This window comes from Hyphomicrobium sp., assembly GCF_036833075.1.
GTDB lineage: Bacteria > Pseudomonadota > Alphaproteobacteria > Rhizobiales > Hyphomicrobiaceae > Hyphomicrobium_C.
In genome coordinates, this window is sequence record NZ_DAITQL010000001.1 from 195,725 (window position 1) to 218,548 (window position 22,824).

Sequence of the window (22,824 nt, forward strand, 5' to 3'; positions counted from 1 at the left end):
GGGTCGTCAGGGGCAGGGACGCTCCTGACTCGGCGCCGGGGCCGAGACCGCGGTGCTGGGTTGAGGGGGCAGGCACACGCCCCTCATCGCGGGTCCAGGGGTGCGATCACCCTTGGGCCGAGAGGGTTGAGGGAGACGGGCAACGTCTCCTCACCAGATGAGCCGGAGGATGGGAGCAGGCAGGAACAGAAAAGCGCAGCTTTTCATCCTGCATTGCGACCCCGAAGGCGGAGTTTTTGCATAGCAAAAACACATCTGGCTCCTCGTCAACGAGGGTAATTTGCCATAATGCGTTTGCCGTCCTCAAGAATTATGAAAAGAGAATTGAATCATATAGCCGCAACACCGCAGCTTATATAATCAAATCGGAATCGCAATTTATAATAACATACATGCTGATGTATGCGATTGCTGCGCTATTCTTGGTCTGCGGTTGGGTCGCCGGGTGGATACAATGAACAAAAATCATCGCGCGCTTGCACGGCCACGGCGCGGTCGTATTGAGCGCGGTCGGAGATGCGGCCCCATTTATGGGCGCAGTGGGGCGCCAGCTTCAGCGGCTCTGCAGCCAGCCCTTTGTCGATGCCCGCTACTTCATAGGGATGATGAAACCGCCCAAGCCACGGCCTGAAGTGCGGAAGCATGCTGGCGTTGGAGTTGAACGGCATGGGAAAGTTTGTTGAAAGCCCGAAGTGTCCGCGCTCTGGAAAATTCAGAAAACGGCAGCTGAAGGTAACAATATCAGGCAAGTCGAGGCATCGGAACGCTTGGTCCTCGAACTGGGGGATCGTCCGCCTGACGAGCGTGACGGCCGCGTCAGGCCAGCCAAAGACATGGTTGCCCGTCGATGTGACCATCAAGTAGCCTGATAGAATATGGAAGAACCCATCACGACCTTCATCGAGGCATTCGAACAGATCGCCCCTATTGTAGTTCCGTGTGAGTTCGGCTTTGGATGGCCGGCCTGCAAATACGTCGATGGACCCGAAGCCATCGCTCACGCGTCCAATTTGAAGAAAGAACAACCACGGGAAGATAATCATCTCCTCGATGTGCCTCACCTGGCGTTGACCGGGGATTTCGCAAAAAAGCGCGCCGTAGACAGTGTCGCTGAGGAGATTGTGTAGAGCCTGCTTCTGTTCGTCGGTGTAGACAGCCGGCCGCAGCGCGCGGATCATGGCGTCGCGCAAATACCCTTCTTGCTGCTGAATGAGCACATGGCGGATTTCGTCCGGCAGCGTGGACTGATCGAGCGACCTTATAAACTGATCGACATACTGGAACTTGCGATCTCCCAGAATGCTCCTGTAGCCGAGCCAGTGCTTGAGATCGTCTTTCGTTAGGGTTTTGCAGTCTCGGCCCGCGATGGCTACGCGCAGCTTCTCCATGCCGAAGCCCGTATGCTGTTTATAGAGCAGCAGTATCTGACGCGCCGTTTCCTTCATCGCATCTGGATATACGAGGCTTGACCGGTCGTGCAGGACGGGTCGAGTCGCTACGCGGCCTGGGCCCTTGCCCACTGGCTGGCGGCCGGGGGGAACAGTCTTCCCCGTGAATGTCCGGGGTTTACTCCCTTCATTGTCGTCCATGTCCGGCAAGTCCGCTTGTGGGCTCGCGGCGATGAGATGGCACGATGACGAAGACTGCAACACAAAAAGGAACCCCGGCTAGCAGCTTGCGGAGCTGGATGCCGGAAAAGCTGTGCAATGACGCGGAATGTGTCGGTGCATTGACGACGTTGTGCGTCGGAAAGGGCGCGCAGCTTCTTCAGGCGCAGTCTCGGCGCGGGATGGCCGTGGAGCGGATCGGCGAGAGGCCTTTCTCGACCATCATCCCAAACGCGCTGAGCAAGGCCGACATCGAGCGCATCGCCCTGCGCATCGGTGTCGATGCGATGCACGCCTATGCGCTCCGCCGGGTACTGGCGGAGGGCGGCGATTCCGAACTTCCAGAAATCAACCGGATGGTGCGGCAGGTGATGGCTGCCGCCGCTGCCGACCAATAACGAGCCGAGAGGAGGCGAGCATCCATGTCTATTTTCAGTAATCGCGGACAGCCCAAGGCTCCCACGCTCAAGTGGAAGATCGGGATGCATTCTGATGATGATCCCGAACACAAGGCGCTGGAGCGCGAGCGCCTGTGGGAATCGGCTGGCGCTCAGGCTGCTTTGAAGGTGACGCTCGTTCTGCTCACCTTCATCAGCGGCTATATGTGCTTCGAGGGCGTGCTCGCGGAGCGCGAGCGCGACATGGGTCTGAGCTTTGAAGCCGTGACGCACGCCGTGCTGGTAGCTGCGGCCGTAACCGTCACGCTGTTCGTCGGCTGGCACATTATCCTGAGCCTGACGCCGCGCATGCGCCGCTGGTACCTGCGGCTTGCGGCCTATGTCTTCGCGATCATCTTCACGGGATGGGCGCTGGCCGTCTCCACCTGGTACAACTTCGTGGGCCTGTCGGGGCACGCCTCACTCATCCTGTATATGAGCGAGGCGGTCGACAACATGACGGAGACGGTCGACGCGGTCACCGCGCAGGCCTCCCAGGCCCGCGCCGTCATTCCGGCGTTGCAGTCGGTCGCCGCCAGCACGTGCGCCTCTTACGATGCGGAAGTCACGCAGGGCCTCGGCACGGGCAGCAAGGGCGTAGGCAAGTACAGCCAAGCCCTGCTTGCCGTGTGCACGGCGACGCGCACGTCGGCAGAAAGCCTAGACGCAACCTCATCCAAAATGGAGCAGCAGGCTCTGGGACTTGGCACGGCGTTGCAAGCACTGTCGAGCGCCGTCAATGATCGCGCGGTGCCCGTACTCGACCGCGAAGCGGCGTTCCGCAAGGGTCAGTCGGATGTTGAGACTTTGCTGCGCAGCGTCCGCAACGCGCGCCTTCGCGAGACGGCCGCAGCGGCACTGGCTTCCCTCAAGTCGAGTGTGCCCGATATGCCGGATGACGGCGGCACGTTCGGCGCCAAGCAGCGCGCGCTTCTGGATGCGTTACGCGGGCAGGTGTCCGGGGCGATCTCGGCCCTTGAGACGGTGCTCGCCGAAATGCCGGCTGACAAGGCGGCCGCATCGCGCCGCGCCGAGCGCGTCACCCTGACGGATGTATCGCTGCGCTACATCCTGCGCTCGATTCCGAATCTGGCGCTGGCGGTCGGGATCGATCTCTTCCCGCTGATCATGATGGTCTTCCTTGAGCTGGCGGCCGCCGGCAAGCGCCGCCGCCAGCAGAAGTCAACCTTCAATGGTTTCCTCGATCTCGATCCAACGATCCCGGACGCGCTCCTCAAATCCGGATCGCAACCGGTGAGAGACCGGAAGGCAAAAGATCACGGCTGACGCTCAACAAATCGGCGGGCCGATTGGCCAGCCCATCCCCACAGATCGGAGAGGTCAGAACCATGAAATTCATCAGCAAGTATATCGGCCGCGCTCTGCTTCTCGGCGTCCTCACTGTGGTCACGATGGCGGCGGGCTCACTCATTGCTTATGCCATCGCGCACAAGTTCATTCCCCCGCACGATCCGTTCTGGACCGATGCACGCTGTGCGCTGGGTCTTCCGACCCAGCAGGATACCAGGTGCATTCAGGTCGAGATCGACAATGCGATCCAGCGCGGCAAGGAGATCGAAGCACGGCTCAACGCCGACATCGCAGCGCAAACGAAGGCCAAAGAGGCTGCAGAGCGGGCTGCAGCGGGCAACGACATGGTGTTTGAAAGCGGCGATGCCCACAACGGCAAGACGCTTGTTGTGGGCGCGCTTTATGCGGACAGCGCCGCGCGCACAGGTCTGCTGGTCGCCTATTGCTGGGCGATTGAGGATCGCGGCGGACTCGATCCGCGCGTGCCCCTCGCCCGGCGCGAGGCTAACGGCGCCGTCGTCGCCTTGCCGATCGATGCCGCCGGATTGGCGCAGTTCAACTGGACAGCAACTGACATCGAGGCTGCTCGCAGTCTCTGCCCTTGGTCAAAGGTGCTGTGATGGCGGAAGAACGCGGCCCCTCTAAGCCGATCCTGAAGCCCGCACTGCTCTTGGGCGGGCTCTTGTATCTGGCCTACGGAACAGCCTGGCTCGATAATTTGCCGGCCGACTGGCAAGCTCTAGCGCGGCCGTTGCTGCTTGCCGCAAGCGTACTTTTGGCCGGATCGCTTGTACTTGGGTTGTTAAGTGCCCTTCCGGAGTTGCTGCGCCGGATCAAGATGGCCACCCCTACAATCGTTCGCGGCTCGGCGCGCTGGGGTGACGTGAGCGATGCGCGCAAGGCCGGACTTCATAACCGCGGATGGTTTCCGATCGGCGCTCATGAGGGTCGCTACGCGAGTTTTGAGAACGAAACTCATACACTGATTGTGGCCGCCACCGGCGCTGGTAAGTCCGTCAATTTCGCGATCCCGACGCTGATGCGCGTCCGGCACTCGATGATCGTCACGGATACGAAGAAAGAGCTGGTCGCTCAAACGGCGCGGTACAGGCAGAAGCGCCTCAAGCACCAGATTGTTGTCCTCGATGGCACGAGCCCCGCTGCTTACAATGTCTGCCAGCTCGTCCTCGACGACTTGGCTCTCTCGCCGCAGGACGCGGTCGCGGATGCCCGCGCAATTGCGCTTCAGATACTGCGCGATCCACCGCAGAAGGATCAAAACCAGTATTTTCGGCAGGGTGCCCGGCTCATCATCGAAACCTGCATTCTGGGCCTCGGCGTGCGCTCACCCGCGGAATGCAATCTCGTCAAGTCGCAGCGGCTCGTTACTGACGTGCCGCTGCTGCTGGCGTTTCTGGAAGACCTGCGCAATCAGCAGGCCTTGTGCGGTGACATCGCGGCCATGGCGGAGAGCCTACTGGCTACACATCAAGACACGCCCAGAGAATTTCAGTCCTTCGTCAACGGCGCAGTGCAAGCATTGGCGCCTTACGCGGCATCGGGACGGCTTGCCCGGATAAGCGAGCATTGTTCGTTCCGCTTTGCGGACCTCAAGCGCCAAAAGATGACGATTTATGTCTGCTGCGACATGACCCGCATGAAGGCTTACGCAGAGTGGATAGCGCTCATTAACTGGGCGGCGATGGTCGAGCTTCAGCGATGCGGCAACGCGGTTCCTGTCGTGGCGCTTTTCGATGAGGCGACCAATTTCCAGATCGACAACCTGCCGAACTTGCTGACGCTCCTGCGCGCCTACGGCGTTCGCGTCATCGTTATTGTGCAGGAGCTTGAGGATCTGAGCCGCGTTTATGGCAAAGCGGGCCAGAGTGTCATTCTCGCGCAATGCCGCGTGAAGATATTCTTCGGCGCGATTTCGGCTGAGACAGCGGCGCGGCTTGTGCCAGTGCTTGGCAGTGAAACAAAGCAAGATTTCAGCTTCGGCATGGGCAACACGGGAGGCGTGTCGGAAAACGCGAACGCCGTGGCCAGGCCGCTTAAGACGCAAAGCGAACTCCAGATGCTGCCGGAAGGCCAGCAGATTGTCTTGATTGGGGGCCACCCGCCTTTTCTTTGCCGAACAGTCGGCTGGCACGAGACATGGCCGGAGCGCCGTTATGTCGACGACAATCCCCTGCACGGAGCGAAGCGCTTCCGAGCGCAGCTGAAGCTGCTTCTTCAGCCGTGGCCAATCGTCCTCGGCGCCGCGCGGGAAAGTCTGCTTCCTAAGCCGCCAAGCATCGTGTGGAATGTCGCGAAGGTTTACCTGATGCGGGCACTCACTCCGGCAACGCGGCTCGGCGTTGCAAGCGTGCTGCTCTACGGACTCTTTTCCGAAAGCTCGCCCCATCTGCGGGTGTCGTATCGAAGCTATGGCACATTCGACGCGCCGGTCTATGTATCGTGCGATTATCTGGGATGGCACAGCCACCACCGCATGGGGCCGGATTGCCCGCTCATCCTGTGGCGAGCCCATGATTGATGAAGCGCCAGACAAGGCGGGGGCCCGCGCTTTGCAGCGCGGGCCTGTCCTTTTGGTGGGATCATTTAGGCGGGAGGGGCGTCCTCGTCCTGCGCAGCGTCATCTTTGCCGCCGACGGGATTGAGGAACAGCACACCTTGTCGTTGGGTGAGTTCAATCGGGATAATGTCAAAGCGGATGATCGGTGCCTTGCCGTCCTTGCGAGGCCAGACGCTGCCGATCTCGCGGGCGGAACCGAGGCGGTCGTTGCCCTTGTCGTCTTTGCCGGTAAATGCGGAGAAGCTGACGCGGTAGAGAGGTTTGGATTTCGGTTGTGAGTTGATCATGATAGTCATCCTTTCGATCTTTCTTTTTTCGGGCTGGATCATCCAGCCATGCGCGAACCAGATCGCGGCGCTGAAAGCCGGATCGTCATGCCCTACACGGTCCTGCGCAGCAGGAGTGGTGCGGGCCGGGCATTGACGAAGGGCGCACGCCCGTGCCGGCGACGTCCGCGATAAGCGCGTGGCTCTAAGGCTGGATGTCCCTGCGCTGATGAAAGATTGGGGCGGGATGAGCCACAAATGCTCCGACGAACCGGAAGCTCTCAAAGAGCCGCGTTAGCATCCACATCGCAGCAGCGCAGCGAGAAGACCGTGCCTTGCGCGTGCAAGTAACGGCTGTCTGACACGGCAATCCGGAAGAATATTTTCCAACAAATCTTTGCAGACAAACGCACGAGTAGGGTGCGTGCGATCATGCGTCCGTATGCAAACGCTGATCGAGTGAGCGAAAAAATTTCAGCTGATCCATCCGTTCAACAGGTCAGCGCGAAAGCGCGCTGAGCGTGACCCGCGCTACAATTCACGATAAAAAATGGTCGCTTAGAAAAAGTCAAATCGAATGAAATAATCGATTTCTAATTGATTGATATTTTCTACTTATGGTAAATGTATATCAATTATGTAAACAACCCATACTTGTAAAGGAGTAATCAAAATGACTAAACACGTAAAAGTAAAAACAACCAGCGGCGAAGCCAAAGAAATTCCTCTTGGGATGATCCGCTACATGAAGATCGTCGATGGCGAAAGTCGCGATGGTCCTCAAAAGGCGAAGATCGTGATGGCGGGGGATTTTACCCCCGTCATGACCGAGCAATCGGTTGCCGATCTCCGCAGCAGCGAGCTTCCGCTCGTGTATGTGGGCGGGGGAGTCTACGTTCCCCGCGCTCATATCCGGCTGGTGGAGCCGCTCAGTGACCGAGACCGCCAAGGGCTAGCGGACGCCAAAAAGATCGATACATCGAAGTTCAAAACGCGCATCGTTCTCTCTGGCGAACTGACACCCGTCTGGGGCATCAAAAGCATCGAGCAGCTCAATGAGCGCGGTATGCGCTTCGTGCCGCTCGGTAACGGGTCGCATGTGCACCGCGACAATATACGAAAGATCGTGGAGCTGGATGATCCGGCCCGCGCGCGGATAGCGGATAAGCTGGGCATCGATGCCTCTGCATTCCGGATGCAAGTTGTCTTGGAGGGTGATGACAAGCCCAAGCTGAGCCGAATGTCTATCATCGAGCTAAAGGCGAAAGGCCTCGACCTTGTGCCGATCCAGCACGGTGAGTATGCCGTGCGGGGCAACGTCAAATATTTCCGCTCCTTCTTAGAGGAGGAGCAGGAAGATCTGGCGCGGAAGTATCCAGATGCGGACGCCGCGCGCTTCGCGACCAAGATTGTGCTTGCGAGCGAAGATGCTATGCTCTCGACGAGCAAGCCGGAATCCTTACAGGCAGCTTTCGCCGCCGTGAACATCGGCTATGACCGGTATGTGCCGGCCGCCAACATCGTGCCGGAACGCGTGACGGCCTTCTCGAAGGACGACAAGAAGGGTCTGGCCGATGCAGGCTATGCGATGGAACGCAACTGGCGCTCCAGCATCGGGCTCATCAACGGCCGTATCCTCAGTCCCGCCACGGCAGAGCAGATCAGGCAAAGGCGCGACGTTGCCCTCGAAAAAGCGGAAGCCGCAGGCAGCCCGCAGATCGCGGCAGAGTAGGGGCCAAGCATGGCTCTCAACGATGCCTTCCGCGTGGCGCATGCCCCGGGTCGGCGGTTCGATAAGCAATTCAAAAACTCCGGCCCGCAGCCCACCATAAAAAGCCGCCGCCGCAAGCGACGTTTCCCGCGCCCGAAATTCTGATCGGGCGCGGGATTTGCCTTGCGATCTAGATATTTGTTCCAATTATGACGAAAAAAATATAGAATAAAAGAAGTTGGAGTTTTTCCAGCCGGGGCATCGAAACCCCTCGTACTGTACGGCAGGCATCAGCCGCAACTTGGTGCGTCTTCCTCACATATTGGCGAAGCGCGCCGTGGATGTCGCTTCTCGGGAACTAGACCGGGAGGCGGCAGTGCATGTTCAGGCTCTGCCTGCGCTCGCGTTTCGCGCGAACAGCTCGCGGCTAAAGACTGCCGCGCCGTTCTTACAGTACGACGGTTTCGAACTCCCGGTCACCAAGAGCTTGGCTCTTTGGTGGCCGTTTCATTCTGACGAACGAATTTTGCGGGGAGTTCATGCGCTTTCTTCTTCTAGTGCCGTTGTTGGTTGCGGGGTGCGCAACGTCGGCCTCACAGGGCATTTATCTCTATCCAGAGTCTTCCCTCGAAATCACCGAAGCGGGCCGCTGCACCGCGTTTAGAAACTTAACTAAGGATGTGCTTGCGACGGTGCCGCCTGATCGATCTGGCTGGTCAGTCGCACACACGCGGAAAGACCAACACGGTCGAGATATTCTTGAGGTTCGGCCATGCGGAGCCTGAAGACCTTTCTTCCTCCGTTGGCAGTGATGCTGTTGAGCATGGGTATCTGCAGCGGGACGGTTTATGCGCTTGATCGTTGCGAGATACCTCATGGTGCAACGTACAACATTGATGAACACAGCACCTGCAGGGCGGTCACCAATAACCACGCGTCGGGCCAGACAATCATGGTTCCGACGAAGTCAGCAGCGGAGTGGAGCTCGGGTGCGAACGCGTTTCTCAACGCGTTGCCCACCGGGGTTACTGCCGCCGCCTGTTCCTCTTGCGGCACGATTACAAACTGTGCTGCGTCGGGAGGCGGTGGAGGTGGTGTGGTAGCGGGGGCTCAAACTTTCTCAACGGCAGGTTCGTTCAACTTTACGATACCCTGCTTCAATACTTTGACTGTTGAGGTTTGGGGCGGTGGCGGCGGCGGCGCTGGATGCAACACGAGTTCTGGTGCAGTTGGTGTAAGCGGGGGTAGCTCCTCGTGGGACGGTTCGGTGATTGCAAATGGCGGAATCAGGGCATCTACAAGCGCGGGGGGTGCGGGAGGCTCGGCGACTGGCGGCACCACAAACTTAACGGGACAAAACGGATCAACGAGCAGTTCGGCTGGTGCGAAAGGAGGCAATGGAGCGAACGGCGGAGCGGGCGGTGCGCAAGTTAGCGCTGGCAATAACGGCAAGCCAGGTAGTGCGCCCGGTGGCGGCGGTGGAGGAGCCTTTAGAGGTGGAGGGCCTATGAGCACCGGGGAGCGTTGCTACGGGGACGGCGGCGGCGGCGGCGGCTACTCTAGTCGAACGTATGCCTCGGGAACTTTCGCGGCGGGCGCCGAGATACCCGTGATAGTCGGATCGGGAGGCGCTGGCGGAAATGGCAACGCTTATGACGGCGGGCTAGGCGCCGTAGGCCGCGTAACGATTACGTGGGACTAATCTGTGCTTCCGCTTCTTCTCGCCGTTTCCGTCGGCTTTTGGTCCCTCGCGGCGCAGTTCATTTTCAACCGGATCATCTTTTTCTATCTGGCACATTCGGATTTTGCGGCAGCCTGCATCATCACCATTCATTTAAGCGGATTTTTGATCGGCACGCTCATAGCGCCGCGCATAAGGAGTTCGCTAACCGGTCTGCTTTCGATCGCGCTGTTGCTATCGTGCTTGGCGGCTTTGATGGTTTGGCGAATGAGTGCGCCCGTGATGGGGCTGAGCGCCACGATTGCGCTCTCAATTCTGTTTGGGGTGTGCTTGGCGACGCTGAGCGGGATGCTGCTGATACGGCTTATGGTCGAAGGCGGCAAGAACGGGCAAGCCCGGAAAATTGTAATCGCCGACAGTGCTGGCTCGGTTCTTGGGGCAGCCCTTAGCGGGTTCCACTTTGTGCCATATGTGGGCATAACTGCTTCCTTCTGCGCGCTTCTTTTGATGCAAGCCGCCGCGCTGATACTTGCGATGCGCCTCGAACACCGCAGCTATTCGATAAGGGCTGCATTACCGTTCGCTGTGGCCGTCTTCGTGGCGGCATTTCTGATTGCTCCCCCGGCCACCCGGCAAGCGGATGGGAAGCCGCAACAGGAATGGGCGGCACGGATCGCTCTGGAATACGCGGCCCCCTCTTACCGAGCAGAGAACCTAGTGTTCTCGCGCACTTCACCTTACGGGATCGTATCCGTCGCCAGATCGGATGCCGCACAAATCATGCTGCTGGATAACAAACCCCTATGCGAATTACGGGATCAGGTGCTCGCCGAACATTTTCAGTTCAAACTCGGCAGCATCCCGGCGGATATGATCGCGCATAATGTCGGGGCGGAAGACGCACGGGCAGCCGTGGTGGGGCTGGGCTGCGGTTTCACGTTAGCGGGGATTCTCTCCGGGCTTCGGCCTGATGCTCATGCCGAGGTGATTGAAATCAATCCGCAGGTTGCCGAGGCGCAAAAGCTGTTCTGGCCTCTGTTGCCGCATACACCGGAAGACAAGCGCGCACTAATTACCATTGCCGACGGGTTCACATTCTTTGCCAAGCGATCCGGTCAGCCTTCGTACGATGCCGTGGTGCTGGATCTTTCATGGATGCATGACATGGTGGCCACGCATCTGTTTTCATACGAGATGTTCCGAAACATTCACGCCAATCTTAAACAAGACGGCGTGTTCACGCTCTGGATATCGTCGGATAACCCGTTTGCTCCTGAAAGCCTGATCGTCTACCGGACGCTCAAGCGTGTGTTCTCATTTGTCTATGTCGATTATGCTCAAGGGGCGATGGTGTACTTTGCATCTGAACGCGAGGATATCGTGAACTATCTCGCTCCCGAAGCGGGCCGCATTTCTGGCTGGCTGCTCGACCAGCCAGAGGAAGGAGAAATCAACACGCTTGATACGCTGGTGCTCGGTCGCTTCCGCGCGAGAGCTGCGGTGGCGGAGATAACGGCGCGAAGCGATTAGTCGCTGAGGCTTTCAATGGAAAGTTGAGAAGATGCCTCCTGTCATCTTCATGCTTTTTCCAGCAGGAAGTGCTGCTCGTCCTCGCAAGAACTGAGGCGTGGCGCATGGCGTTTGATGTAGCGGCTGAAGCGGCGCGTGCGTTCTACGACAAAAAAACTCGGCCGCGCCCGCAAGCGCAGCCGAGTAAGCAGCCTAATCAGCTGTAGGTTTGACCTGCGCAAGCGCAGGCAACCAAGCTGTTCCGGTCAACAAGCGCTCCGCTTGCGCTACCAGCTCAGACTTCTTGAGCTTCTCAAGTGCAGGTGCATGAGAGCCTTTCGCCTCGTCGAGGGATCGAGCGTGAAGGGTCTCTCTTTCAATGAGATCTACAATCCAGCGCCATCATTCTTGAAGCAAAGAGTCCGCGTCTACAGAGAGTTTTCTCCAGGTCTCAAAGAAGGCGACGATGCGATAGATCAGATTATGCAGCATCTCTACGATTCCAACGGTCTCGATGATCTCGATAATTCGCCGGACGGTACGGATTGGGGCTGGATGCTGAAAGGCGTGGAGGCCTGGGACTTTTTCCATGATGAGGTTCAGCTTGATTTCAAAGGAATTGAGGACCGCTGGAGGAAGCTGCCGCGTGCCTATGTGCCGTCCCATCTCAGCAAAGTTTCGGCCGGTCGGCCCTACAGCGCCGTAGCTGAACTTCTGAACGATGCCATCAACGCGTATCTCGTAGGGGCGTACGCGGCAGCCGTGGTTACTTGCCGAGCAATTATTGAGCACATGCTCAAGGAAGCGTATTTGCCGAAAGACCCTGTGCCGGCAGGTCAAAGCCTTCGGTTAGGTGAGATGATCGATCTGGCCCTCCAGGTTCCGGAGAACTCATGGATGTGGAAGCTCGATCTCCATCGCATCAGGCAGTTTGCAAATGCAGTGGTACACCGACCCGTAAGCGCAAGATGGGAGAAAGACGCTGACAAGAAGGTCCTAAACTGCCTCACCGCTGCGGCGGCTCTGATTGAAGGTGGGCAGCGCGAGCTGTGAAGCCGGAGCATGCTGCATCTGTGTGATAATGTATCTTATGGGAAATGATGGGCGCCGCTAAGCGTCAACGTCTTCTGGAAACTCTGTCGCGCGCTTTATCATGCGGAGATCATCTTCAACACGTTCCATGCGCCGCTCCAGCAAGTTTATGTCGTGCTGTTGTGCTTGGAGCGCCGCGTACCGAGGCGAAGCCTTCCCGCATGTCATCACGCAAGAAGCGTAGCTCGCGCGTATGTTCGCCACTTCGCCTTTGCAAGTCCTTCAGTATTTCCAGAACGATGTTTCGACGTCGGTATTCATTCTTTAATTGTATACGATAATAGTAATAAAACGCAATCGGTGCGTTTTGCCAGATGGTGTTCTCACGAGAACATGAGCACAAGAGAAATCCCCCCTGTATTCGCCTTACACCCCCGGGAGTCGAAGTGAAAATAAGCAGCCCCTAGTGGGGCTGCTGCTTCTTCAGCCAAGCTACGGCCTCGCTGGCCTTGGCCGCAGCAGTGAAGATCGCCTTGGGGTCGTCTTTCAAAAGCTGAAGCCAGTTGGCTATGTATTGCGCATGGTCTGCGCGCGTGTCCTGCGTGATGCCAAGTTCAGCGCACAGGAAGGCCGAGCCGATCTCGGCGACTTATCCTGACAGTCTGCGTCTGCCTGGGAGCGGCTGGATTGACATCGGACGCCCCAACATGATAGTAAGTAATTACTATCATTTGGACCAATGTCAGAGATGCAGACCAAATATCTTCCCGCCGAGGAACGTCGTCAGCGAACTGTGGAGGCCGTCGTCGCCCTTGCGGGCACGCAGAACCCAAGCGAGATCACGACAGCGGCGATCGCCAGTGAGATGAGCGTTACCCAGGGTGCCTTGTTCCGGCACTTCCCGAGCAAGGAGGCCATCTGGCAGGCTGTGATGGAGTGGGTCGCCGATCGGCTGCTCGATCGGATTGATCGGGCAGCGGAGCAGTCAGCATCACCGCTTGCTGCTCTGCAGGCGATATTCATGAGCCACATCGAATTCGTGATCGAGCATCCTGGTGTGCCGAGGATGATGTTCGGAGAGTTGCAGCGAGCAGAAGCAACGCCTGCGAAGAAAGTCGCGCACACGTTGATGCGACGTTACGCGGAGCGGCTCGCACACAAGCTGAAAGAAGCCAAAGCCGGGGGAGAGGTGCTGGCCGACACGGACACGCAGGCGGCGGCGATCCTATTCATTGGAATGATCCAAGGCCTAGTGATGCAGTCGATGCTGGCGGGCAACCTTCGCGCGGCGAGAGCCAATGCGCCGGGCGTGATCGAAATCTATTTTCGCGGTCTGGGTGCCCGCTGTGTGGAGCGGGCATCGGCAGCCAATAAAGAACTGAGACAGCCCAAGAAAAGAGGTTGAGATAAACATGCGAATGAAACTTGTTATCATTGCACTCGCGCTGGTCGCTGGTGGTGGGCTAGCCTTCTATCATCTGCACGGAAACGGCCATAGCCATGAGGCCGGGGGCGGATTGCAGCTCAATGCCGGCCAGAAGTGGGAGACGGACCAGCCGCTCCGCGTCGGAATGGAGCGTATCCGTGAATTGGTGAGTGCCGCCAGGCCGGAAGCCAGCGCGACTGAGATGCAGGTGCTCGCCAGGGGCATCCAGCAGCAGGTCGATTACCTGACCGCAAACTGCAAGCTCCCGTCCGCGGCCGACGAGACGCTCCACGTCATGATCGCGGATTTCTTGGAGGGCGCCGATCTCGTTACGCAGAAAAATGATCCGCAGCGCGGTATCGCAGTCATGCGAAAGGCTCTCGAGACATATCCCAAGTATTTCGATCATGCGGGCTGGTCCTTGGTGACACCCGATCGATCATGAACGACAGCGCTGCGCCGACACCCGAGCACAAGGTCATGACGCAAATGCAAAAAGGTTGGCTTCCATCATCGGCAGTCCTTCGCCGGCCGGCAGTCAGGTACGCGCTGGTGGCTGCCGGTGTTATGGCAGCGGTCATGCTGGGTCTCGCCATCTACGGCAATCGCCCCATCAGCGTTCAGGTGGCCTTGGTCGAGCGCAACGTCCCCGTCCGCGTCTTCGGCCTCGGAACCGTCGAGGCGCGTGTGCTGTCGAGGATTGGGTTCGAGGTTGGCGCCGCGCTCGCGGAGCTCCATGCCGACCACGGCGACCGCGTGACGAAAGGCCAGGTGCTGGCGCGATTGAGTCTCGGTGAGCAGGAGGCCAAGGTCGCCAAGGCCCGCGCCGCACTCGAGATCGCTACGGTCAACATCACGCGGGCGGAGGCCAATCTGGAGAAGTCGCGGGCCGTGCTCGCTCAGAAACAGGAGGCCAACCGGCGCAAGCAAACCCTGGTCGGGCGCGACATCGTCTCGCAGCAGGTGGCGGAGGAGGCCGCACGGGACGAGGCGGTGGCTAAGGCCGATGTCGTCGTTGCCGAGAGTGAGATCGCAAGCGCTCGCGCACAGCTTACCGATGCCAAGGCACAGGTTCAGTTCGAGGAGACGTTGCTGCGGCATCGTACACTCGTTGCGCCCTATGATGCCATCGTGATCGAGCGGCACAAGGAGCTCGGCACCGTGGTCAAGGCCGGAGATCCGATCTTCACTTTGATTGCCGCGGGTAGCTACTGGGGGCTCGCCTATGTCGACGAGGCGCGCGCGGGGTACATCCAGGAAGGCCAGCGTGTCGATGCCCGCCTGCGCTCCCGTCCACAGGACGCCTTCACGGGCCAAGTGGTGCGTGTCGGTCTGGAAAGCGATCGCGTCACTGAGGAGCGGCGCGTCTACATCAAAGGGGACAATCCGCCGCCGCGTGTGTTTCTGGGCGAGCAGGTGGAATTCTTGATCACGGTCGCTCAGCTCGACAAGGCGCTGTTGGTGCCAGAGGCTGCCGTGCAGGGCTACAACGCCCGTGAGGGCAAGGTGTGGACCGTAGAGGGCGGGCGATTGCGCCAGCGCCTCGTCAAGTTCCGGCACCGCACGGAAGATGCCCGGCTCGAGATCGTGGACGCGCTCCCCGAAGGGGTCCGTGTCGTCACACGGGTGGAAAGCAGCTTCCGCGACGGTCGCGCGGCAAGTGTCAGCGAGGGGAAAGCGAAATGAACCTCGCCTACCGCGACATTCGCCACAACCTGTTCCGCTTCCTGCTCACCTGCATCGGCCTCGGGCTGCTGCTCGGCGTGGTGCTGGCCATGATCGGCATCTATCGCGGCCTCGTCGTCGATGCGCTGACGATCGCCCGGGCGCCGGCCGTCGATCTGTGGGTCGTGGAGGCGAATACGCGCGGTCCATTTGCAGAGGCCTCGCGCATTCCCGGCGACATCCGCGAAGCCATTGCACGCATCGCGGGCGTCGCCTCCGCCGGCAGCATCACCTATCAGACGGTCGAGACCGAGCACCGGGGCGGCAAGCTCAGGCTGTACGTCATCGGCTACGAGCCGACGCGACCGGGCGGACCGCCGGAGATCAGTGAGGGCCGCGCTATTGCGCGCAGCCACTATGAAATGGTTGCGGATCGCAGCTCGGGGCTCGTCCTCGGCGATCGAATAGGCCTTGGCCGCAACGTTTTCAGTGTCGTCGGACTGACCCGGCATCAGGTCAATTCCGGAGGCGATCCGGCCGTCTACATCACGCTGCGCGACGCGCAGAAGCTACAATTCGATCTCGCACCGCCCGCAGCCCGCGTCCAGCTTGCGCGCGGGACCGGCGGAGCGAGCCGCGATACTGTCAATGCCGTCGTGGCGCGCCTTCAGCCGAATAGCTCGCCAGATGCCGTCGCCGAGACGGTGCGGCAATGGAAACATCTGGCGGCAATTACGCAAGAGGCTCAGGAGCTGATCCTCACGCGCTCGCTCGTCGATCGCGCACGGCGCCAGATCGGGCTCTTCACGTCCCTGCTGCTTGTCGTCTCGGCGGTCATCATCGCTCTCATCATCTACACGATGACCATGGAGAAGCTGAGGCAGATCGCCACCTTGAAGCTGATCGGCGCGCCGGACCGCACCATTATCGGCATGATCGTGCAGCAGGCGATGGCGCTCGGCCTGATCGGCTTTGCGATCGGCGCGACACTCATCGTCGTGATCAAGGACTATTTCCCGCGCCGTGTGGTGCTGGAGCCCGATAACGTAATCGTGCTCGGGTTGATCGTTTTCACTGTCTGCCTCGTGTCGAGCGGTCTCGGCGTGCGCGCCGCGCTCCGTGTCGACCCGGCCACGGCACTCGGAGGGTGAGATGGCGACAGCTGTGTCCAGCACACCCCTCGTTCGGGTCGACCGCATCTCCAAGCACTTCGGCGAGGGCGAGACCCGTGTCGATGCGCTGCGCGAGGTCTCGATCGATGTCTATCCAGGCCAAGTCGTGGCGCTGCTCGGACCATCGGGCTCGGGCAAGACCACGCTCTTGAACGTCATCGGCTGCATTCTCGACCCGTCGTCGGGATCGATGGAGCTCGACGGTGAGGTGGTCATCGAGAACGGCCGGTGGCTCAGGTCAAATTTGCGGCAGCTCAGGCTCGACAAGATCGGCTTCATCTTCCAGTTTCACAACCTGATCCCATTCCTCGACGCCACCGACAATGTCGCTCTGGTCCTGCAACTGGCCGGGGCGGACGCCGCACCCGCCCGGCGGCGCGCGGTCGAGCTGCTCGACTATCTCGAGGTCGGCCACCGCAAGAGCGCGATGCCGGCCAAGCTGTCGGGCGGGGAGGCGCAACGCGTCGCCATCGCGCGGGCGCTTGCCAACCGGCCGCGCATCATTCTCGCGGACGAGCCGACGGCGGCGCTCGATTCCAAGCGCGCAGGGATCGTTATGGATCTGCTGCGCAAGGTCGCCGTCGAGCAAGAGGCCGCGATCATCGCCGTCACGCACGATGAGAAGATCTTCGATCGATTCGACCACATCTTCAGCTTGCGCGACGGCCGTCTCGACAGCGAGCACGACACCTCGCGGGCGGCCTGAGCCTCATGTGCGAATTGCTCGCCATTAGCGCATCCGCCCCCGTCGACGTGAAGCTGTCGCTCTCGAGGCTGGCAGCGCATGGCGGTCCTGCAGGTCAACCAGATGGTTGGGGCATCGCATTTGCCGAGGGCAACGACACGCAAGTCTGGCGCGATCCTCACGCTGCAGCCGGTAGCCCGTGGGTCGAGTGCCTGCAGAAGAGTCCGATCCACAGCGAGCTTGTCGTGGCCCATATCCGGCGCGCGACGCAGGGGGCGGTATCGCTTGCCAATACGCAGCCGTTCGTGCGCGAGCTGTGGGGTCGCACGCATACGTTTGCGCACAACGGCAATCTGGGGATCGTTCCTTCGGCCGGCGGGCGTACGGCGTCGCGCTTTCGCCCGATCGGGGAGACCGACAGTGAGGCGGCGTTCTGCGCGTTTCTCGATGACATCGCCCCGACGGGTGGAAGCGTCGAGGAAATTCACGCGCGGTTCGCGGACACCGTCAGGCGTTTCAGAGCGATGGGACCGGCCAACATTCTATATGCCGGCGGCGGGCGTCTCTGGGTCCATGCCGACCGCCGCAAGCAGCCGTCGGGCGCGATCGAGCCCCCCGGCCTGTGGCTGCTTGAGCGGTCATGCGCGCCGAATGCCGCTGCGCACGAAACCTCCCCCTTGGCGGTGTCGGGCGACGCGCTGAGGGTCGTCCTGATTGCCAGCGTGCCGCTGAGCTCGGAGGCCTGGCGACCATTGGCACGCGGTGCGGTTCTCGAAATCGAAGGCGGAACGATCGCCGAGGCTGAGGCCGCGTAGCGGCCATCCCACCGCTCCCGTGTCGCGCCACGTTCCGGCTGGCTTTGGGTTGAAGTCAGGAGCCACGGGGTTGTGGTTGAAATCTGCTCATGGAGAAATAGTGAAAACTACTACTTCTTCTCGACAATAAACGTTGTGCGGTCGTGTCCTGTGTTACCGTTTCCCGCATCAAAGGCGTAAACGATCACATCGTAAGTCCCTGGCGCGTCGACGGGAACAGTGCCGGAAAACTGACTCGTTGCCCCTGCATAGACAAGACTGACCGGCGGCAGCGGATTTCCGTCGCGACGGATGATCGCCTTCACCTCGAACTTTTCCGCATCCCACTCACCCTTAGGCTCGATGGGACAGCCGCACATCATCATGACATTGGCACGCACATCGACCTTCGTGACCGATGATGACAGTTTGATATGCGCCGGCGGATCCAGGACATCGACCACCATACCGGGCAATTCAAGAACCCAACCGTCGCCGCCGGTGATGCTACGACCCGGCACGACCCATTGGCTCGACAGGACACGATGGGCGGATTGGAGCTGTGCCAGTGGACCAAAAGCCTCTACCTCGATCAGGCGTGGTTCAGACAGGTCCAGTGTCGCCACAAACTTCGCCGTCGACGGATCGCTCAAGATCGCGCGACGCCCCGCGTCCTTGTGCATGGTGCGCTTGGTGTCGCCGGTGCCGCCGCTGGTCAGCCCGGAGGCAAGGATTTCGCCCGTCTGAGCATCTCTCAGAGTGACCCGCATGGCGCCGACACTCGTTCCGATAAACTTGGCGTCCTTGCTTACGACACGAACCGTGATTTCTGTCGGTTCCGCATAGGCGGCTGTCAGCCCGGAAGAGCAGACAAAAAACAGCGCGGCGATGAGGTGAAGATGTATGTTCCGGCTAGGTCGCGTGGTCACCGAAGAAAGTGTCATCGCGGTTGCTCCTTCTGACGTGCGCGCTGGATTGCAGGGCTGCAGGGAGCATACCCTCGTGCTCGGGATCTCCTAGAGGTGTGATGACATGGGCAATCACGAAAGCACGTAGAGCTGAGCGGCTCATGGGTGCTCAGCCCTCAGCCGAACCGAGTGAGCCCACTATTTCGGCTGGCCCTGTCCCATGCCCTTGCCGGGGCCGGTCGAATCAAGCGCGGCCTTGCATGCCGCCGACACTTTGTCCTTGTTCGCCTCGAGGCACGCGCGCACCTCGCCCTGGCCGTGCTCCTTGCCGGCGCAGAGCTTGGGGATATCGTCCTTGCAGGCCGTAGCAACGGGGCCCTGCTGGGCCAACGCAGAGGTCGCAAGAGTGACGGCGCCAAATACTGCCCCGGCGAGCTGGACGATGACGCGTTTCATGGAATCAACTCCTCGATTTGTCGACAAACAACGAAATGAGCCTGAGGCGTGTCAGTGGCCTGCATGCAAAGCTTCGAGATGAAGCAACGGCGTGATCTGATGTGCCTTGACCTCAATCAAGCCGTGACATGGGGCGACACGTCGCTCCCACGACAGCGACAATTTGCGCGGACTTCCAATCAACGCAGGCGTCAGATGCCGGTCTTGCTGCGCCAGATGACGTGGCGGTAACGATCAATATCCGCCTCAATGGCCTCCCGCTGCAGTGGCGACAATCGCTTCGTCCTGAGCAACTCCTCGCCGTCGGCGATGGCCTTGGCCCACAGCGGCCGGTGGCGGCTGGTGATGCAGGAGTTTGGGCAGCGGTCGGGGCGGCACTGGGCCATGGCGGGCCGGCTGTGGTCTGCCTTGCCGTTGAGGCAGAGCGCCGTGGCGGGATCGAAGAAGCAGTCGCTCAACACGCCGACGAAAAGGGCCTTGGCCACGTGGGCCAGCATCACGCGGACGCGGGGGCCATCGGCGATGTGGCCGGGGAGTGCATCGAGCTTGTCGGCGGCCTGCTGCAGTTCGCCTGAGATGCGGGCTGCCGCCGGACCCATCAGCACCTCGCCGGCCCGATGACTCTCGAAATAAGTGAGCACGTCGTCGAGCTGGCCGAGGGCACGCTCGCGCTCGACCTCGTTGCGGAAGCCGGAGCAGCTCGAGCCGGCATAGCCCTCGTAGGCGGCGATGCCGCTGTGCTTGTACTGGATCATGCCGGCGACCGTGCCGAAGGGACGGTTGGCGATGTGCCAGGCGACCGTGCGGCGGAACTGGCGCGTTGTGATGCGCCAGGGCTTGCCGTCCGGGCCCGGCGGGACGACCGGTGCCTCAGGCGTGCCGAACTGAGCATTCAGGTGGTCGCGAAAAGTGTTGAGCTGTCGCACGATCTCGGCCGAGACGTGATCCTTGCTGCTCTGGCCGTCGTTGAGCACGCGCCACAGCGTATCGCCGCCGCGTCGGCGCCGAATGTGCTCGGTCAAGCGCTCCAGCACGGTGATGGCCTTGGCTACGGGCTCGATGGTGACCCACTTCTCCGCCTGACCGCGAACATCACGCCGCTTGTAGACGGTGCTCCTGACCTGGTAGCGGTCGATGATCCCGTCCTCGCTGCGCTCAACGTCGAGGCAGCCGGTGCGCATGGCCTGCACCTCGCAGTCGCGCATGCCGGTCAAGTAGGCGCAGACGATGTAGCAGGCGGCCTGCAGCATGCGCTCCTCGAGGAGGAGAGACTTGGCGTCGAAGCGCGCCCGCCACGGCTTGCCGGTGTCCGGGTCGACGGCGATCGGCGTGTCCATCCCTCCATCCTCAGTACCGAGCGCAGTGATGGCTTCCAGCATGAGCGGCTTGGTTGCCTTGCGAAACATGACGTGGTGTGCAGGCTCGGCCTGCGCATCGATGCCAACATGCATATGAATGAGCAGGGCGTTGACAGGCGGCGTCGTGGCACGTGTGATCGGATCGGTGCGGACGATGCCATTGTGGGCCGTGGTCCAGATCGGCACACCGCGGTCCTTGGCGCGCAACTGGTCGAGGTAGGCAATGAGACGCTCGCGTTGGCGCTGTCGACGTGCAGCGGGCGAGAGGCGCCTGTCCTCTGCAACGAGCCGCTTCTGGTTCTGCTCCAGCGTCTCCAGCTCGGCGCGTGCGGCCAGGATATCGGCCGAGAAGATGGTGATGTACTTGAGCGACCACTTGAGCAGCGGTGCGATCACCTGCTCGGGCAGGCGCGGCGTCTTGTTCTCGCCGCTGGTCTGCTTGGAGCCGGCGACGATATGCGCTGACCGCCCCTTCCACGGCAGCAGCTCAAGCCCGCCGGACGGCATGTGCCCGCGGTAATGGTGGAGATCGACGACGACCCCGAGCAGATGCGCGACCTGGATGGAGCGGCGCTGCGGATCGGCGGTCAGATGATTGCGGTAGGCGTCGAGTGTAGCCTGGTCGACGTTTGGCAGATGGCAGGTGCCGCGCCTGGCCGCGACGAACTCGAGGAACCGGCGTGTGCGGTTGAATAGCTGCCGGATGCTGCCGGGCGGCAGGCGACCGCGGTGCCCAGGCATATCGAAGTTGAGCCGGGCATACAGGAACTCCCGCAGCGTGCGTACGACGCTTGCATCCTCGATGCCGTCGAAGTGCGCGGTGACGTGGCAGACGCGTGCGTTTTCGCGGAAAACGGCCGGCGACAGATCCCACGTGCTGTCCTCGAAGCGGGACAACGACGATCGTTTGTGCCCCCGACGCAGCGGCGCGCTCTCCAGCACCGGCTTGCCATCGAGCGGATGCGGACGTGCTGCCGGGACGAGCTTCAGAGCGGCGGCCTGCCTCATGCGCGTGCCTCCAACGGCAGATAGGGTTGATGATCGAGCGCCTTGGCCTTCTCCCGTGCCTCGGCTACGACGACATCGGAAAATGCCGGCAGCACCTGCCGCGTGATGCGCGACCAGGCGCGACCGAACTTCGCTTGCCAGTCAGCCTCGTCCATCCCGGCGCGGCGCGCGACGATGAAATCCAGGAACGCGATGATGGATGGGAGCTTGCGCGCGGTGATGACGGCATTGCGGCATTCGAGGCAGCCCCAGAACGGCTCCGAGCACGGCTCACCCTCCGTCGCGAATGGGCTGTTGTGGAAGCCGCTGCAGCTCGCCAGCCAGACATCCTGCTTGCCGGCGAGCACGCGGCGCACCTCGGCCGCCGGAATGGGAAGTTGCAGCGTCGATGGGGCCCGGTGGGCGGCGGCTTCCTCCTCGGGCGTGACGATACGCGGCTGAAGCGCGGAGGTGAGCGCATCGTTGAGGCCGTCGGCGATGGTCTGCTCGTGCAGGTGACGCAGTGACGGAAGATCGGCGTAATGGCGGGCGGCGACCTCGGGCGTGTGACCGATGGCGAAGCGGGCCATGTCCCCCTGGGTCTTGGCGTACCAGAGCGCCTTGTGCGTCTTGCGGAGACGGGAGAGCAGCAGAGGCAACGGCTGGCCCGGATCATCGACCAAGCTGTGTCGCGCGACCCAGATATCGATCATCTCCTGCGGGTGCAGAATGCGATCGGCGATTCGTCCGGTGTGGAAATAGAGCCATACTATGCAATTTTCTGTGCTTGTCGAAACAGGCACGTGTTGTCGACGTTCAGAAGTGTTGCGAGGGACGACGACAGCATCTTTTCCGTAGTCCTGTATCTGGATAAACCTATTGGGTCGGGCCGCAGCTGCGGATGTCGTCGGCGTGTCGCTAGACAAACGCATCGCTCGAACAATTTGGAGTCGTGAGGCAATGAAGGGGACGCTCAGCGCGAGCTCAAGATCAGCATCCTCGATCCACAGACACCAGCGTTCTATACCCTTCAAGATTTCTTGCGAGCCAAGATAGCGACGGATGAAACGAGCCGCTTCGGGGTGCCCTGCCAAGAGTTCATCGCGTTCGCGCCTGTCCAGTATAAGGCCACCCCCATCCGAAGGTTGGTTGCCTTTGAGCATTGGCGGAAGCTGAGATATCGAAGTTGTGAACCGCCCCGGGTTTGCCGGAGGCTGGTTGGTTTGAGTCAGGCGGCGCGT

At 60.7% G+C, this 22,824-nt stretch carries 20 protein-coding genes; 13 read left to right on the forward strand and 7 right to left on the reverse strand.

Annotated features, from left to right (window positions below):
* Positions 1-416: 416 nt before the first annotated feature.
* Positions 417-1,445, reverse strand: coding sequence for a hypothetical protein (locus tag V7082_RS00935; RefSeq protein ID WP_334145531.1), 1,029 nt, complete (start codon positions 1,443-1,445; stop codon positions 417-419).
* Between the two features lie 188 nt (positions 1,446-1,633).
* Here V7082_RS00935 and V7082_RS00940 point away from each other — a divergent pair, with 188 nt between their 5' ends.
* The 4 genes from V7082_RS00940 (at position 1,634) to V7082_RS00955 (ending at position 5,894) form a co-directional block, all read left to right on the forward strand.
* Positions 1,634-2,005 (forward strand): hypothetical protein, encoded by a 372-nt coding sequence (locus V7082_RS00940; RefSeq protein ID WP_334145533.1) that lies wholly within the window; start codon positions 1,634-1,636, stop codon positions 2,003-2,005.
* Between the two features lie 24 nt (positions 2,006-2,029).
* Positions 2,030-3,331 carry a hypothetical protein gene (locus V7082_RS00945; RefSeq protein ID WP_334145535.1) on the forward strand — a complete coding sequence of 434 codons (1,302 nt, stop codon included), beginning with the start codon at positions 2,030-2,032 and terminating at the stop codon, positions 3,329-3,331.
* A 62-nt stretch (positions 3,332-3,393) separates the two neighbouring features.
* The gene (locus tag V7082_RS00950; protein WP_334145536.1) at positions 3,394-3,975 is read left to right on the forward strand and encodes a hypothetical protein; all 582 of its coding nucleotides are present in this window, start codon (positions 3,394-3,396) and stop codon (positions 3,973-3,975) included.
* Complete coding sequence (locus V7082_RS00955; protein WP_334145538.1) at positions 3,975-5,894, forward strand: type IV secretory system conjugative DNA transfer family protein; 1,920 nt, start codon at positions 3,975-3,977, stop codon at positions 5,892-5,894. Before V7082_RS00950 ends, V7082_RS00955 begins: the two co-directional genes overlap by 1 nt.
* A 65-nt stretch (positions 5,895-5,959) precedes the next feature.
* On the opposite strand, the gene V7082_RS00960 is transcribed toward V7082_RS00955, so the two are convergent.
* On the reverse strand, positions 5,960-6,220 hold the full coding sequence (locus V7082_RS00960; RefSeq protein WP_334145539.1) for a hypothetical protein: 261 nt from the start codon (positions 6,218-6,220) through the stop codon (positions 5,960-5,962).
* Between the two features lie 652 nt (positions 6,221-6,872).
* Between V7082_RS00960 and V7082_RS00965 the strand changes: the two genes are divergently transcribed.
* The 3 genes from V7082_RS00965 (at position 6,873) to V7082_RS00975 (ending at position 12,153) form a co-directional block, all read left to right on the forward strand.
* The gene (locus V7082_RS00965) at positions 6,873-7,931 is read left to right on the forward strand and encodes a hypothetical protein (RefSeq protein WP_334145540.1); all 1,059 of its coding nucleotides are present in this window, start codon (positions 6,873-6,875) and stop codon (positions 7,929-7,931) included.
* Positions 7,932-9,615: 1,684 nt separating this feature from the next.
* Entirely contained in the window at positions 9,616-11,121 is a 1,506-nt protein-coding gene (locus V7082_RS00970; protein ID WP_334145541.1) for a hypothetical protein, read from the forward strand.
* A 339-nt stretch (positions 11,122-11,460) separates the two neighbouring features.
* Positions 11,461-12,153, forward strand: coding sequence for a hypothetical protein (locus V7082_RS00975; protein WP_334145542.1), 693 nt, complete (start codon positions 11,461-11,463; stop codon positions 12,151-12,153).
* A 442-nt stretch (positions 12,154-12,595) separates the two neighbouring features.
* Here the strand turns inward: V7082_RS00975 and V7082_RS00980 are convergent, their stop codons facing one another.
* Positions 12,596-12,772 (reverse strand): zincin-like metallopeptidase domain-containing protein, encoded by a 177-nt coding sequence (locus V7082_RS00980; protein ID WP_334145570.1) that lies wholly within the window; start codon positions 12,770-12,772, stop codon positions 12,596-12,598.
* Positions 12,773-12,880: 108 nt separating this feature from the next.
* Here V7082_RS00980 and V7082_RS00985 point away from each other — a divergent pair, with 108 nt between their 5' ends.
* The 6 genes from V7082_RS00985 (at position 12,881) to V7082_RS01010 (ending at position 17,895) form a co-directional block, all read left to right on the forward strand.
* Entirely contained in the window at positions 12,881-13,537 is a 657-nt protein-coding gene (locus V7082_RS00985; RefSeq protein WP_442909735.1) for a TetR/AcrR family transcriptional regulator, read from the forward strand.
* 13 nt (positions 13,538-13,550) lie between these two features.
* On the forward strand, positions 13,551-14,003 hold the full coding sequence (locus V7082_RS00990) for a hypothetical protein (RefSeq protein WP_334145545.1): 453 nt from the start codon (positions 13,551-13,553) through the stop codon (positions 14,001-14,003).
* 107 nt (positions 14,004-14,110) lie between these two features.
* The gene (locus V7082_RS00995) at positions 14,111-15,244 is read left to right on the forward strand and encodes an efflux RND transporter periplasmic adaptor subunit (RefSeq protein WP_334145547.1); all 1,134 of its coding nucleotides are present in this window, start codon (positions 14,111-14,113) and stop codon (positions 15,242-15,244) included.
* Positions 15,241-16,374, forward strand: a complete 1,134-nt coding sequence (locus V7082_RS01000) for an ABC transporter permease (RefSeq protein WP_334145548.1) — start codon at positions 15,241-15,243, stop codon at positions 16,372-16,374. Before V7082_RS00995 ends, V7082_RS01000 begins: the two co-directional genes overlap by 4 nt.
* 1 nt (position 16,375) lies before the next feature.
* Positions 16,376-17,101 carry an ABC transporter ATP-binding protein gene (locus tag V7082_RS01005; RefSeq protein ID WP_334145549.1) on the forward strand — a complete coding sequence of 242 codons (726 nt, stop codon included), beginning with the start codon at positions 16,376-16,378 and terminating at the stop codon, positions 17,099-17,101.
* 5 nt (positions 17,102-17,106) lie between these two features.
* Positions 17,107-17,895: a class II glutamine amidotransferase gene (locus V7082_RS01010; protein ID WP_334145551.1), complete on the forward strand. Its 789-nt coding sequence runs from the start codon at positions 17,107-17,109 to the stop codon at positions 17,893-17,895.
* 110 nt (positions 17,896-18,005) lie between these two features.
* On the opposite strand, the gene V7082_RS01015 is transcribed toward V7082_RS01010, so the two are convergent.
* The 4 genes from V7082_RS01015 to V7082_RS01030 form a co-directional block, all read right to left on the reverse strand.
* Entirely contained in the window at positions 18,006-18,818 is an 813-nt protein-coding gene (locus tag V7082_RS01015; protein WP_334145553.1) for a hypothetical protein, read from the reverse strand.
* A gap of 162 nt (positions 18,819-18,980) precedes the next feature.
* Entirely contained in the window at positions 18,981-19,238 is a 258-nt protein-coding gene (locus V7082_RS01020; protein ID WP_334145555.1) for a cysteine rich repeat-containing protein, read from the reverse strand.
* A 191-nt stretch (positions 19,239-19,429) separates the two neighbouring features.
* Complete coding sequence (locus V7082_RS01025) at positions 19,430-21,604, reverse strand: integrase (protein ID WP_334145557.1); 2,175 nt, start codon at positions 21,602-21,604, stop codon at positions 19,430-19,432.
* On the reverse strand, positions 21,601-22,824 hold a 1,224-nt coding region (locus tag V7082_RS01030), incomplete at its 5' end, for a type IIL restriction-modification enzyme MmeI (protein WP_334145558.1). The genes V7082_RS01030 and V7082_RS01025, both read right to left, overlap by 4 nt.

Bases quoted from the DNA above. Each gene is read 5' to 3' on its own strand.
- V7082_RS00935 (WP_334145531.1), bottom strand. From the start codon at position 1,445: ATGAAGGAAACGGCGCGTCAGATACTGCTGCTCTATAAACAGCATACG.
- V7082_RS00955 (WP_334145538.1), top strand. From the start codon at position 3,975: ATGGCGGAAGAACGCGGCCCCTCTAAGCCGATCCTGAAGCCCGCACTG.
- V7082_RS00940 (WP_334145533.1), top strand. From the start codon at position 1,634: ATGACGAAGACTGCAACACAAAAAGGAACCCCGGCTAGCAGCTTGCGG.
- V7082_RS01020 (WP_334145555.1), bottom strand. From the start codon at position 19,238: ATGAAACGCGTCATCGTCCAGCTCGCCGGGGCAGTATTTGGCGCCGTC.
- V7082_RS00945 (WP_334145535.1), top strand. From the start codon at position 2,030: ATGTCTATTTTCAGTAATCGCGGACAGCCCAAGGCTCCCACGCTCAAG.
- V7082_RS00990 (WP_334145545.1), top strand. From the start codon at position 13,551: ATGAAACTTGTTATCATTGCACTCGCGCTGGTCGCTGGTGGTGGGCTA.
- V7082_RS00965 (WP_334145540.1), top strand. From the start codon at position 6,873: ATGACTAAACACGTAAAAGTAAAAACAACCAGCGGCGAAGCCAAAGAA.
- V7082_RS01010 (WP_334145551.1), top strand. From the start codon at position 17,107: ATGTGCGAATTGCTCGCCATTAGCGCATCCGCCCCCGTCGACGTGAAG.
- V7082_RS01005 (WP_334145549.1), top strand. From the start codon at position 16,376: ATGGCGACAGCTGTGTCCAGCACACCCCTCGTTCGGGTCGACCGCATC.
- V7082_RS00985 (WP_442909735.1), top strand. From the start codon at position 12,881: ATGCAGACCAAATATCTTCCCGCCGAGGAACGTCGTCAGCGAACTGTG.
- V7082_RS00950 (WP_334145536.1), top strand. From the start codon at position 3,394: ATGAAATTCATCAGCAAGTATATCGGCCGCGCTCTGCTTCTCGGCGTC.
- V7082_RS01015 (WP_334145553.1), bottom strand. From the start codon at position 18,818: ATGACACTTTCTTCGGTGACCACGCGACCTAGCCGGAACATACATCTT.
- V7082_RS01000 (WP_334145548.1), top strand. From the start codon at position 15,241: ATGAACCTCGCCTACCGCGACATTCGCCACAACCTGTTCCGCTTCCTG.
- V7082_RS01025 (WP_334145557.1), bottom strand. From the start codon at position 21,604: ATGAGGCAGGCCGCCGCTCTGAAGCTCGTCCCGGCAGCACGTCCGCAT.
- V7082_RS00960 (WP_334145539.1), bottom strand. From the start codon at position 6,220: ATGATCAACTCACAACCGAAATCCAAACCTCTCTACCGCGTCAGCTTC.